We start from the raw sequence: 12,485 nt of genomic DNA, 5'->3' as shown, positions 1-12,485 counted from the left end.
ATGACTAGACGAACCCTGACTCACGATGACGCAATCAACGCGATCTACGGTGGGTGCATTCTCGGCGGCGGCGGCGGTGGTCGCTTGGCTGAAGGTTTGAGCAAAGCCGCTGAGATATTTCCCCGGCACGCCCCGGAATTGGCTACTATCGATGAATTCGACTCAGATGCCGTAGTGCCCTGCGTCGCGCTCGTCGGCGCACCATCCGCCAAAGAGATGTATCTCAGCACCGACCAGATGATCGACAGCGTTGCCCGCGTCAGGAACGATGTCCCGATTGTCGCGATCATGACAAACGAAAATGGCGCCGCCACGACGACCAACGGCTGGCTGCAGGCAGCGGCTCTAGGGCTCCCGGTGCTCGACAGCCCAGCCAATGGTCGGGCACACCCCACAGGTTCCATGGGAGCCCTTAACCTTTCTGAGCTCGAGGACTACGTTTCCTTCCAGGCCTTCGCTGGAGGCAAGGGAACCCGTCAAATAGCAGGAACCGTCTCAGCGAGCCTGGATTTGGCATCCAGCGCAGTGCGCTCTGTCTCTATCCAGGCAGGCGGTATGGTCAGCGTCTGCCGCAACCCGGTATCGATTGAATATCTGTCCCAGAACGCTGCCTTAGGGGGCATCACCCAGGCCATTAAGCTCGGCCAGGTTTACCACGCGCGTACGTCGGGTGCTTCTCGAGTTAGCGCCGTCATCGATTTCCTCGGCGGTAGCGTGCTCTCGACCGGAACAGTTACCAGCTTTCGCATGGTCGAGTCAGGCGGCTTTGATGTCGGCGAGGTGCTCATCGGCGACATTGAGCTGACTATTTGGAACGAGTACATGACGGCCGAAATCGCTGGTCAACGGGTAGGAACTTTCCCCGACCTAATTATGACTCTGGATACCGCCACAGGTGAGCCCATCGTGAGCGCAGAGCTATGCGAAGGCCGCTCCGTCACGACGATTCTCGTGCCACGGGATCAACTTCTGCTAAGCAGCACCATGAACAACCCGAAACTGCTCAAAGCGATCGAGCCGGTCATCGGTAAACCTATCCTTGCCAACGCCGAAGGTGTGCTGAGATGACGCTGAAACAGGTACTCGAGATTACCGACATGCTCGATCACCCCAAAGTCGGTGGCCAGAACGTCGCAGACCTATTTACTGATCACCGACACTGCTCCGCGGCGGTGCAGACCGTGCACGGTGTCAAAGGAAGCACGGATTTCATCTGCATCACAATCGCCGGCGTGAACGGACGGACTGCGGGCGGCACGAACCCCACTTTGGGACTCATTGGCCGACTCGGTGGCATTGGCGCTCGGCCCACCAGGATTGGATCGGTGTCAGACGGAGATGGAGCCATCGCCGTGATCTCCGCGGCACTCAAGCTCGCGGAGATGAGCACTCGGGGTGACCGTTTGCCCGGGGATGTAATCATCGCAACCCACATATGCCAGGATGCACCGACGCTCCCCCATGAACCCGTGGAGTTCATGGACTCGCCCGTGGAGATCTCCACAATGAACAGTCATGAAGTCAAAGCAGACATGGACGCGGTCATCTCAGTGGACACAACGAAGGGAAACCGGGTCTTCAACCACCGAGGGATTGCGCTGTCGCCTACGGTCAAGTCCGGCTACGTTCTGAAGTTCTCTGATGACCTGGTCAGGCTGCTGGAGATGACGACCGGCGAGGCGGCCCACACCTTCGCTGTCACCACGCAGGACATCACCCCCTACGGCAACGGTGTCTTCCATATCAACAGTATTCTCCAGCCCGCGGTCGCCACCGCGGCTCCTGTGGTCGGTTTGGCCATTACGTCCGCTTCCGTAGTCCCAGGCAGTGCCACCGGAGCAAGCCACGAGACCGATGTCGCCTCCGCGGCGAGGTTCTGCATTGAAGCGGCCAAGGAATTCACCGGCCAACGGGCACAGTTCTACGACGCGGACGAGTACTCGCGGCTGACCGAACTGTACGGGAATCTGAGTCACCTGCAGACTGTAGGGGGTGGGGTGAATGCCTAGGATTGGCTTACTTACCATCGGCCAGTCGCCCAGGTCAGACATCGCCGCCCCTTTTGCCCGGTTCCCCGACATCGACATTCTGGAAGCCGGAGCTCTCGACGACGTGAGTGAAGACCAGTGGGCCGCACTGCTACCTTCAGCCGACGACGTTGTGTATATCTCGAAGTTGCGAACAGGTGCGCCGGTCCGGATCAGCAAGGAAGCGCTCGTGCCGCGGCTTGCTGACAAGCTGGATCAGCTCGGCAATAAGGTGGATGCCGTCGTCATGGCGTGCACTGGTAGCTTTCCCGAGCTCAGCACGCGCACGCCGATGATATACCCCGACCAACTCGTATCCGGTGTGGTCCGCGGGTTGACCTTTGTTTCCCATCTAGGGTTGCTCGTTCCGCTACCGGAACAGATGCATCACATGAGAGAGAAATGGCTGGACTTCCCGGGCCGGATCTCTGTGGCCTCCTCGTCTCCCTATGATGGCAGCGATCCGACGGAGGCAGCCATCAAACTAAGAGATCAAGGAGCGGACTTAATTGTGCTCGACTGCATGGGCTACTCGCCCTGGCACCGTGACCGTGTGAGAGCTGCTACCGATCTTCCTGTAGTTCTACCCCAGTCGCTGATCGCCGCCACGGTGCAAGAGTGCTTTTCCCGCCCTGAAGCGAAAGGTTCCGATCCTCGTGTCTGACATCGCTGCGACAGTGGCCAACGTTATCTCGCAGAACGTTCCAGTCCATGAATATGAACGAGTCCTGGTGCTCACCGATAACACAACTGCGCCAGTGGCGGAGGAATTTATCGCGGGACTTCGCGCTCATGGTGTGGAGCCGAGTGTGCACCAAATGATTGATCTGAGTAAGTCCGGTGAAGAGCCTCCGAAAGAGGCAGTCGAGGCGATCCGTTCCGCAGACCTGGTCTTCGCCATGACCAAACACTCGTTGACGCACACATCTGCTCGCAAACAAGCCAATGCACAGGGCATCGCATTCGTGACCATGCCTGGTATCACCTCGACCATGTTGACCGAGGGAGCGATGACGGCAGACTACGCGCGGGTGGAAGCAGAGACTCTAGCAATGACCGCCCGGCTAACAGCCGCTTCTCTGGTACGTATTCGCACGGGTGTGGACCGGGTCTTGGAAGTGCCCGTCGCTGAACGCCATGGCATCGCCAGCACCGGGGTCTACCGGACGAGAGGAACATCTGGGAATCTTCCCAGCGGGGAGGCATATATCGCACCGGATGAGGGAAAGGCTTCGGGGCTGCTCGAAGTTAATGGCTCCATTGCTGGCCTTGGGCTCGTGACAGAGCCAGTGCTGCTCACGATCGCGGAGGGTCGACTTGTCGATGCGACGGGTGACACCGGGAACAAGCTCCTTGGTCTGCTCGGAGATGGTCCTGGCCGCAACGTTGCAGAACTCGGTATCGGAACCAATCACGCGGCCCGGGTGATTGGGAACATTCTGGAGGATGAGAAAGCTTACAAAACCATTCACATAGCGTTTGGCTCAAATGACACTTTCGGGGGCACGGTGGCGGCCGGCGTCCACATCGACTGCATCGTAATTGAACCTCGTGTCGAGTGGGAGTTCTAGCCCCCTCTATCGCTGGGCCGCCCCTCGTCTTAGACGTGGGATGTCGCCAGCCGTCAGCCCACGCCCTCACTGGACGCCACAAACTACGCTGACACTGTCGACCTGCGATCTGGAAACCATCTAGTTCCCTCGCCCGCTTGGTGTGTATGAGGACGGCAGTCTCAATAAGGTCGACTTCTATCAGGGGCCTCGTGGAGCCGGGAGGACCCGCTTCACGAGCATCAATTCCGGCCAAGCCATGGTGCCGTCGAAAACGGCGCCGTGGCTTTGCTCACTACGGCTGGATTTTCCTGCCGGGCCTGGCCGCCCCCAAACGCGGCGGCGACAACTCCAACGTGCAATAGGAATCGAGGGGGTAACGGCCGGAATGAACGCCGATACCAGCGCAGTCGTTATGGCGATCAAATATCACGGTGTCGGCCAGTCTCCTCGTCGGTGAGTTCCAGGTCCCGCAATGAATTGCCAATCATGTTGCCCTTCTTGCGTCCTTTCCGGGGTTCAGCCGGATCCAAACACCCCTAGCGGCCGCTTCCCTCTGGGACCGTACGCCTTGGGACCTTCACGAAGGGGGCACAACCGAAACGCCGATAACAGCCCATACGTAACGAACTCCGGCCGAGGTGGTGGTTACGCGGAACGCAGCATTTACTTCAAGGTCGCCGCTGGTTCAACCCCGGGCACCTTTGAGGTACCAGACGGAAGATTGGTTGCGCGCGCCTGCAGGAGCGTCGTCAGGTGTCCAACCTGTGCTGAGAGCCGGCGGAGTTCCTCTCGGATCGGTTCCTCTGCGGAGTCGATCTCCGCTGCGGTTTCTTCCGCGACGGACTGCACCATCCAGGACGCGACGGGAGCCGTGACGACACACAGGACGGCGACGCCGCCGACCATGAGCCCGGCGGCAACACACCGGCCGAGCGCCGTCACGGGGTAATGGTCCCCGTACCCCACGGTCGTTATGGTGGCCATAGCCCACCAAACGGCATCTCCGAAGAGGGTCAGATTCGAACCGGGAGCATTTTTTCCGGCGTCGAGGACCGCTAGGGCACCGGCGTAGATCAAGAGCGCGGCTGAGCTCAGTACGAAGATCAGCACCCTGCCGCGCAGGGCATTTCCGCCGACGCGGTGAACGACCCTCAGGAGACTGACCAGGCGCAGCAGCCGCAATGGCCGCAGCGCCGGTAGTGCGACAATTGCCAATTCGTGGAGATTTCGGACGAACCAGCCCCCACGATTCGGAGCTAGGACTAGATTGATCACGTAGTCGCCAGCGAACGCTAGCCACGTCGTCCAGATCAGGAATTCGACAACAGCGAAGTCGGTGTTGGAAATGACCTGGACGGAATAGGCGGCGAGGAACAGCACAGCGGCGATTACCAACGGCCACTCGGAGCGCCTTCGCCATGATTCTTGCGTCATGGCTGCATTCTAAGGCAGGGCACCGGCACCGCGGGCGTTGCGATCTCGTGCTGATCTTTGCGCAGATCGTGGGGCCTATTGCCTTCTTACAACGAGTGGCTCCACACAGGCCTCTGGGGTTATCCCCAGATGGAGCGGCGGAGGGCTTTGCCTTCCGCGCGGGCCGCGACGGCTTCCTCCATGGTCACGGCGACGAACCGCGTCTTGGTGCCGGGGGCGCTGCGGGCGAGCTGGTCCATGTCGGCGCTGATGACGGTGGCGACCATGGCGTAGCCTCCCCCGGACACGGCGTCGCGGTGCAGGACTATCGGTTCGTTGCCGCCGGGGATCTGGATGGAACCCACCGCATAGCCGGCGTCGACGATGTTGGAGGGATCGGAGCCGGCGCCGAAGGGTTGTTCCCGCGCCTTCCATTCGATCTGCGGCCCGCTGTACCGCAGGCCGGTCCGGTCGGCCACCGGGGTGAGGGTCCAGGTCGAATCCAGCAGGGTCGCGAGCCCTGAGGCGGTCAGCCGGTGGTCGTAGAGGCCCAACAGGACCCTGATCTCCGTTTCGGCCGGAAACGCCGGCCGCAGCTCCGGGGCGATGCCGGTGAGGACGTCCCCGGAGGCCGTGTCACCGACCGGGACCTCGTCCCCGGCGGCGAGCTTGCGCCCCAGATAGCCGCCCAGGGCGCCAAGCGCGTACGTCGAGCGGCTGCCGAGCACCAGGGGCACGTCGATGCCGCCGCGGACTGCCACGTAATAGCGGGTGCCGCCCTGGAGGAAGCCGAAGGACACCTCGTCGTCGGCGGCGAGTTCGATGGCTTCCCATTGCGGGGCGGTGGCCCCGTTGACTTTCACGTCCACCGGGGCCCCGCCCACGGCGATGACCGCGGGTTCGGAGGTGCGGAACTTCGGGCCAAGGTAGGTGCACTCCAGCACCGCTTCCTCAAGGCTGTTGCCCACCAGGGCATTCACGATCTCCGCGGAGAGCTGGTCCATGGAGCCGCCCTGCGGGATTCCCACGTTGTAGTGGCCGAATCGCCCACGGTCCTGGACCGTCGTTGACAGGCCGGGTTCCAAGATCTCAAGAGTCATTGAGGTTCTCCAATAGCTTGGTGTTGTAGCTCTCGGGGTCGCCGAGGGCCTCGGCCAGGTCGAACGTAACCGGCACCTGCTTGTAGACGAAGGTGCCCGCCTCCACCTGACCCTTGATGATCTTGTATTCGTCCTCATCGATGGGCCGGAACTTGACGATGTCGCCGGGTTTGAAGAAGACCATAAAGTCCTTGAAGTCCGCCAGGGACTGCGCCGGGTCGAAAATCGGCGCCGCCGCGATGCCGAACATCTGGTAGCCGCCGGCGCCGCGGACGGAGTAGATGCAGGCGAAGCACCCGCCGTGGCCGACGGTGAGCGGTGGTGTGTCGGTGCGCGGGCTGAGGTACTTCGGCACCTCCAGCTGCTGCTCGCGGGGCACCATCTGGAACATAAACGGCAGACCGGCGACAAACCCGACCATCGAAACCAGCCAGGGGCTGCTGTGATGGCGCCGGATGAACTCCGCGGCACCGGAGAGGTTGTTGACCTCGGCCGCAAAATCCAGGTCGGTCCCCTCGGGCCGCTGGTGGCCGCTGCGGAAGCGTGCCGCGGTTTCCCTCGTGTACGGGTCGTCGTACCAGACCCGCACTTCGATCAGCCGGGTGTTCAGCACCGGGTGGGTGGTGTTGTCCACTTCGACTTCGATCTCCCGGGTTGCAGCTTCCAGTTCCGCGGCGCCCAGCACGTCGGGGTCGAAGCGGACCAGCAGGGACGCGTTGGCGGGGCAGATTTCGGTCACGCCGGGCAGCGCCCGGCCGCCGAGCCGGGTGGCCATCGAGTTGGATTTGAAGTTCGCGGCCAGGCTCATGGCCTCGGAGATTTCCACGAACAGGAACTCGTCCCCGCCCCAGGTGTAGCGTGCCGTGCCCTTCAGCGAGTCGGCGCTCAGGGTATCGCTCATGACAGGTCCCCCAGGATCTCCGGGCAGGTTTCGATGAACTTGGTGTGGTGTTCCACGGTTTTCAGTTCCGGCCGGTGCAGCACGGCGCTCAGCAGCGGAATCGTGGTGGAGACGCCTTCGATCGCGATCTCATCCAGGGCGCGGATGGACCGGCCGATGGCCTCGTCCCGGGTCTCGTCCCAGACGATGATCTTCGCCAGGAGCGAATCGTAGAAAGGCATCACCGTGGATCCGGCGACGAAGCCGGAATCGATGCGGACACCAGGCCCGCCCGGCCAGTCGAGGCGCTCCAGCAGCCCGGGGCTAGGCATGAAGCCCTTGGACGGGTCTTCGGCGTTGAGCCGGAATTCGAAGGCGTGGCCGCGGAAGACGACGTCTTCCTGCCGCATCCGCAGCGGCTCCCCGGCGGCAATCAGCAGCTGTTCGCGGACCAGGTCCAGGCCGGTGACCATTTCCGTGACCGGGTGCTCCACCTGCAGACGGGTGTTCATCTCGATGAAGGACACCTCGTGGTTGACCGGGTCGTATAGGAATTCGACCGTGCCCAGCCCCTTGTAGTGGCACTGCCGGGCGAGTTCCACGGAGGACTCCAGCATGTGCTGCCGGACGGCGTCCGGCAGGTCCGGGGCGGGTGCTTCCTCCAGGATCTTCTGCTGCCGCCGCTGCATGGAGCAGTCCCGGTCCCCGAGATGGACCACGTTGGTGCCGTCGCCGAGAACCTGGACCTCAACGTGCCGTGCGCGTTCCACGAACTTCTCCAGGTAGACGGCGGCGCTGCCAAACGCGGCGGCCGCTTCGGCCTGCGCCACTTCGACGGTTGAGGCCAGGTCCTCCGCCCGTGTCACGAGCCGGATTCCGCGCCCGCCGCCGCCGGCGGCCGCCTTGACCACCAGGGGGTAGCCGATCTCGGCCGCGATTTCGAGCAGCGCGTCGCCGGTGGGGGCCTCGCCGTGGGTTCCGCGCAGGGTGGGGACTCCCGCCGCCTCGGCCGCCTGCCGGGCCTGCGCCTTGTCCCCCATCAGCTCGATGGCTTCCGGCGACGGGCCCACCCAGATGAGCCCCGCGTCGATGACCGCCCGGGCGAAGACTGCGTTCTCGGACAGGAACCCGTAGCCGGGATGCACCGCGTCGCAGCCGAAATCCCCTGCCGCTTTCAGGACTGCGGCATGGTCCAGGTAACTCTGGCTGGCCGGGGCGGGGCCAATGACCGCGTGCTCGTCCGCAAGCCGGGCCGCCAGCCCGTCGACGTCGGGTTCGCTGGCCACCACCACCGTGCGGATCCCCAGTTCCCGGGCTGTGCGGATAATCCGTACCGCGATCTCCCCGCGGTTGGCGATAAGCAGTTTCTTCATGGTTTTTCCTCTATCACTGCAATGACGTCACCCGGGTTGACCGTGCCTGAATCCGACACCTCGAACTTGACCAGGTTCCCGGCCACTTCCGTCTTGACTTCACTGAACTGCTTCATGATTTCGACGACGCCGATGGTCTGGCCCGCCTCGACGCGGTCGCCTTCCTGCACGTAGGGATCCTTGTCCGGGCCGGGCTTGCGGTAGAACACTCCGGGAAGCGGCGAGGTGACTTGGTGTGACATGGGGTGCCTTTCAGTTGCGGTGGGTGGGGCAGTGCATGGGAGATCATTGGCTGCCGGCGTCCAGGGCTTCCCGTACGGCTTGCGCCACGGCCGGCGAACCGGGGGCATCGGAGTGGACGCAGATACTGGTGAAGTCGATGCTTACGGTCGAGCCGTCCGAGGTTTCCACGAGTCCGTCCTTGAGGACCCGGCGCACGCGCTCGGCGGCCTTGGCAGGATCCGTGGCCTCGGGCCGGCGTTGGATGATGAGCTGGCCGGCGGGGTTGTAGTTCAGGTCCACGTAGAGTTCCCCGACGAACGGCACGCCCATTTCCGCGCAGACGCTTTCGTGCGCTGTTCCGGCGAGGCCGAACATCGGGACCCCATAGAGCGCCGCGACGTTCGCGGCGGCCCGCATCAGCTCGGGGTCCCGCGAGAGCATCCCGTACAGGGAGCCGTGGGGTTTGATGTGGTTGAGTTCCAGTCCGGCCTTCTTCAGGAAACCCACGAGGGCACCCGTCTGGTACAGGATGATGGACTCGACCTCGGCCGGGGTCAGTTTCATTTCCCGGCGCCCGAAGCCGGTCAGGTCCGGCAGGCCCGGGTGCGCACCGATCCGCACGCCGTGCGCCTTGGCTGCCGCGACGGTTTCTTCCATGGTGTCCGGGTCCCCGGCGTGGAAACCACAGGCCACGTTGGCGACATCAATGATTTCCATCAGCGCCAGATCGTTGCCGAAGCTGTGCAGCCCGAACGCTTCACCCATGTCCGAATTAATCTCGATTTCGGCTGTGACATTCGCCACATTAACATTCTTCATGCACTCAACATTAGGGATTGCCCCACGCCTTACATAGTGGGCAAATGTCCACTAACTTTGTAAGCAAGTGGGCAGTTTGCACACCGTTTTTCCGACGTCGACGACGCACCGGGAGGGCATCATGAGAGTCCAGGATCTGTTGGCGGAGGACTCGCTCCAGCTCAGGCTGCACACCCCGTCCACGGCGAAGAGCCTGGCCACGTCCATCAGCTACACCGCCCCGGCGGAGTTCCTGGACCCCACGCCCTTCCTGGGCGCCAACTGCCTGCTCATCACCCACGGAATCGGCTTCAACTTCTTCGACCAGCGGACCTGGGACGCCTACGTCGAACGGCTGGCCAGCGTCCCCGTCTGTGCCATCGCGTTCGTCACGGGCGTGGCTCACCGGCTAATTCCCACCCCGCTGGTGGAGGCGGCCAAGGCCCACGGGATTCCGCTGCTGGAGGTTCCCAGCGTGGTTCCGGCCCTGCAGCTGCAGCGCTTCGTCACGAGCGTCCTCGAGGCCGAGCGCTTTGCCCTCACCCGGCAGTCGTGGGAGCTGGCCGACCTGTGCGCAAAGGCCGCGCGGTCCGGCGGATCGCTCAAGGCCGTGCTGGCGGAGGTGGGCACCGCGGCAGGAGGCCACTGCGCAATCTTTGACACCACCGGCGCGCTGATCAGCTGCTGGCCGGCGAGTTCACGCTGGACGGCAGAGGACCTCCGCACCGACGGGCGCGGCACCGCCGGGTCCAGCTTCGCGCTCCCCACCGGCGGAACGGACCACTTCCAGCTTGTGGTCCGGGGCGGGACCACCGGGGAGCCGCTCGCTACCCTGATCGGGCCGGCGTCGTCCATTCTTGCCATGCAGCTCAACAGCGCCTTCAAGGCCAGCGTCCCGCACCAGGCCAAGCTTGAGCAGCTGATGCACCAGCTGGAGGACTGGCAGGGCGTGGCCCTGAAGGAGCTGACCCGGACGTTCCGGGCCACGGGCCTGGACCCGCACGCACCCACCTTCCTGGTGGTGGCCGGGCCGGACAAGAGCCAGCTGCCGCACGCCTGGCGGATTCGGCTGGCAGTACAGGAGCACCTGAACAACGCCTACGTCTTCACCTATCGCGGCGCGTTTTATGCCCTCGCCCAGGCCCGGACCGACACCGCCGCGGACTGGGACGTGATCCCGGACCGGCTGCTGGACTCGCTCGGGCGGATGGTCCCCGGGCTTCCCCTGGTGATCAAGGGGCCGCTGCGCAGCGTGGATGAGGTGCGGCTTGGCCTGGCCCATGCCCAGCGCCTGGTCCGGGAGGTCCAGGGCCCCTCCATCGCGGCCCCGATGAGCATCGGATCCCTGGTGGTGGCGACCGCGGGCAGCGGCGCCCACGCCGCCGCGGAGAACCTGCTCGCTCCGCTCCTCCACTACGACCGGGCAAGCAACGGCCAGCTGCTGTCCACGCTCCGGGCCTACCTTGAGCATGACGCCCAGCCGTCCCGGGTCTGCCAGGCGCTGTACATCCACCGGAATACTTTGAGCAAGCGGCTGGCCCTGATGTCGCGGCTGTTGAACGTCCGTCTCGACACCCTGGACGGGCTGACCACCTGCATGCTGGCGGTCCGGATCACCGAGGATACGCTTTGATGCCCTGCGCCTATTTCGCGCGGCGGGCCGGCCCTGTCACAAGCCGGTCGGGGAGGACGCGGGCGGCCGCGGTCAGCACCTTGTAGCGTTTGGTCGGGATGGAGACGGCCCTGCCCTTTGCGTTGTCAGCGAGGCCTTCACGCACCACCCGCTCGGCCTGGAGCCACAGCCAGCGCGGGGTCACCGTCTTGTCCATGCCCATCCGGTCGTGGAATTCGGTGTGGGTGAATCCCGGGCAGACCGCAGTCACTTTCACGCCCTGTTTGGAATAGGCAAGGTTGGCCCAGCGGGAGAAGCTGACCAGCCACGCCTTCGCCGCGGAGTAGCTCCCCCGGGGAAGGAACGCAGCCACGCTGGCGACATTGATGATCCTGCCGGAGCGCCGCCTGAGCATGCCCTGCAGGGCGGCATGGGTCAACTCCATGGCTGTCTCGACGTGCAGCTTCAGGTGCCGCGTTTCCTCCGCCATGTCGTTCTCCTCGAAGGAGTGCAGCAGGCCCATCCCGGCGTTGTTGACGAGGATGTCCACCGGACGGGCCGGATCCGTAAGCCGGGCGACGACGGCCGCCACTCCGGCGTCGTCCGCGAGATCGGCAGAGAGGGCTTCGGCGCGCACGCTGTACCGGTTCTCCAGTTCCCGGGCCGTGGCCTGCAGCCGGGCGGCGTCGCGGGCCACAAGGACCACGTCGTGGCCCTGTTCGGCGAGCTGGCGGGCGAATTCCGCACCGATCCCGGCGCTCGCTCCAGTGATCAGGGCCGTGGTGGCAGCCGGCGTCGCGGCTTGTTCAGTCATGGCGCCAGCTTAGCCCCGCTCCCCCCTCGTCAGGCCAGGCCCGCGGCCAGTTCATCTTCCGCGGAATCGGCCGCGCCGCCCAGGTGGCGGTTCTGCAGTTCTTCGGTGGCCAGCTCATACCAGGTGTGCGCGCCGAAGGACGGGCTGCTCGTGTCGAGGTGCCGGTACAGGGCATCGGCCAGCTGGCACAGGGCCGTGTCGGACAGTGCCCGGACGGTGGCGGCAGGGTCCAGGGTTCCCTCGAAGTATTCGGCGAGCTCCAGGCCGTCGATGGTGTTGAGCTCGGCGGGAATCGGGCTGCTGGCCTTCTCCAGCCCGGCGAGGACTTCGCCCTCCGGGCCCACGTGCAGCAGGCAGATCGGCAGGTCCGCGGGTTCCGCCAGCGTGACGCGGAAGGGCTGTTCTTCGGCAGCAGTCACGCCCCGGGCCACTCCGCCGGGCCCGGCGGACACGCCGGTGTCGGCAATGGACCGCAGCTGCAGGAGGATTTCCGGGTCCAGATGGGACGAACCGTGAAGGTCGACGAGGACGTCGGTTCCTGCGCCGAGACGTCCGGCCCGCCGCATGATGTGCAGCAAGGAGGGAAAATCGGATTGGGTCAGGCAGCCGGTGACTTCGAGGGTCACGAGTCCGGGATCGACATCCACACGGACAAGCACACGCAGTTTATGGTTCACGGGGTTCTCCAAAGGG

13 protein-coding genes are annotated in these 12,485 nt (G+C 64.2%); 5 read left to right on the top strand and 8 right to left on the bottom strand.

Annotated features, from left to right (window positions below):
- The 4 genes from J2W14_RS02785 to J2W14_RS02770 are packed head-to-tail and all read left to right on the top strand — an operon-like array spanning nucleotide 1 to nucleotide 3,598.
- Complete coding sequence (locus tag J2W14_RS02785) at nucleotides 1-1,068, top strand: S-methyl thiohydantoin desulfurase domain-containing protein (protein ID WP_307458015.1); 1,068 nt, start codon at nucleotides 1-3, stop codon at nucleotides 1,066-1,068.
- Nucleotides 1,065-2,009 (top strand): DUF1177 domain-containing protein, encoded by a 945-nt coding sequence (locus J2W14_RS02780; protein WP_307458012.1) that lies wholly within the window; start codon nucleotides 1,065-1,067, stop codon nucleotides 2,007-2,009. Before J2W14_RS02785 ends, J2W14_RS02780 begins: the two co-directional genes overlap by 4 nt.
- Nucleotides 2,002-2,691, top strand: a complete 690-nt coding sequence (locus J2W14_RS02775; protein ID WP_307458010.1) for an AroM family protein — start codon at nucleotides 2,002-2,004, stop codon at nucleotides 2,689-2,691. The genes J2W14_RS02780 and J2W14_RS02775 overlap by 8 nt, the downstream gene beginning before the upstream one ends.
- Nucleotides 2,684-3,598 (top strand): aminopeptidase, encoded by a 915-nt coding sequence (locus tag J2W14_RS02770; protein ID WP_307458007.1) that lies wholly within the window; start codon nucleotides 2,684-2,686, stop codon nucleotides 3,596-3,598. Before J2W14_RS02775 ends, J2W14_RS02770 begins: the two co-directional genes overlap by 8 nt.
- A 645-nt stretch (nucleotides 3,599-4,243) precedes the next feature.
- Here the strand turns inward: J2W14_RS02770 and J2W14_RS02765 are convergent.
- The 6 genes from J2W14_RS02765 to pxpA all read right to left on the bottom strand — a co-directional run bounded on the left by J2W14_RS02765 (nucleotide 4,244) and on the right by pxpA (nucleotide 9,387).
- Nucleotides 4,244-5,014, bottom strand: coding sequence for a potassium channel family protein (locus J2W14_RS02765; RefSeq protein WP_307458005.1), 771 nt, complete (start codon nucleotides 5,012-5,014; stop codon nucleotides 4,244-4,246).
- 119 nt (nucleotides 5,015-5,133) lie between these two features.
- On the bottom strand, nucleotides 5,134-6,093 hold the full coding sequence (locus tag J2W14_RS02760; RefSeq protein WP_307458002.1) for a biotin-dependent carboxyltransferase family protein: 960 nt from the start codon (nucleotides 6,091-6,093) through the stop codon (nucleotides 5,134-5,136).
- Nucleotides 6,083-6,994 (bottom strand): 5-oxoprolinase subunit B family protein, encoded by a 912-nt coding sequence (locus J2W14_RS02755; RefSeq protein WP_307457999.1) that lies wholly within the window; start codon nucleotides 6,992-6,994, stop codon nucleotides 6,083-6,085. The genes J2W14_RS02760 and J2W14_RS02755 overlap by 11 nt, the downstream gene beginning before the upstream one ends.
- Nucleotides 6,991-8,346 carry an acetyl-CoA carboxylase biotin carboxylase subunit gene (locus J2W14_RS02750; RefSeq protein ID WP_307457995.1) on the bottom strand — a complete coding sequence of 452 codons (1,356 nt, stop codon included), beginning with the start codon at nucleotides 8,344-8,346 and terminating at the stop codon, nucleotides 6,991-6,993. Before J2W14_RS02750 ends, J2W14_RS02755 begins: the two co-directional genes overlap by 4 nt.
- The gene (locus J2W14_RS02745) at nucleotides 8,343-8,588 is read right to left on the bottom strand and encodes an acetyl-CoA carboxylase (protein ID WP_307457994.1); all 246 of its coding nucleotides are present in this window, start codon (nucleotides 8,586-8,588) and stop codon (nucleotides 8,343-8,345) included. The genes J2W14_RS02750 and J2W14_RS02745 overlap by 4 nt, the downstream gene beginning before the upstream one ends.
- A gap of 43 nt (nucleotides 8,589-8,631) precedes the next feature.
- Complete coding sequence (gene pxpA / locus J2W14_RS02740) at nucleotides 8,632-9,387, bottom strand: 5-oxoprolinase subunit PxpA (protein WP_307457992.1); 756 nt, start codon at nucleotides 9,385-9,387, stop codon at nucleotides 8,632-8,634.
- 121 nt (nucleotides 9,388-9,508) lie between these two features.
- Here pxpA and J2W14_RS02735 point away from each other — a divergent pair, with 121 nt between their 5' ends.
- A complete protein-coding gene (locus tag J2W14_RS02735) occupies nucleotides 9,509-10,999 on the top strand; it encodes a helix-turn-helix domain-containing protein (protein WP_307457990.1) in 1,491 nt (496 codons plus the stop codon).
- Nucleotides 11,000-11,009: 10 nt separating this feature from the next.
- Here J2W14_RS02735 and J2W14_RS02730 read toward each other — a convergent pair whose 3' ends face one another.
- Together J2W14_RS02730 and J2W14_RS02725 are read right to left on the bottom strand one after the other, a co-directional pair.
- On the bottom strand, nucleotides 11,010-11,792 hold the full coding sequence (locus J2W14_RS02730) for an SDR family NAD(P)-dependent oxidoreductase (RefSeq protein WP_307457988.1): 783 nt from the start codon (nucleotides 11,790-11,792) through the stop codon (nucleotides 11,010-11,012).
- A gap of 29 nt (nucleotides 11,793-11,821) precedes the next feature.
- Nucleotides 11,822-12,469, bottom strand: a complete 648-nt coding sequence (locus J2W14_RS02725; protein WP_307457984.1) for a hypothetical protein — start codon at nucleotides 12,467-12,469, stop codon at nucleotides 11,822-11,824.
- Nucleotides 12,470-12,485: the final 16 nt, after the last annotated feature.

This window comes from Pseudarthrobacter oxydans (genome assembly GCF_030812335.1).
GTDB classification, from domain to species: Bacteria; Actinomycetota; Actinomycetes; order Actinomycetales; family Micrococcaceae; genus Arthrobacter; species Arthrobacter oxydans_B.
This window is presented reverse-complemented; position numbering and strand designations above follow the sequence as displayed.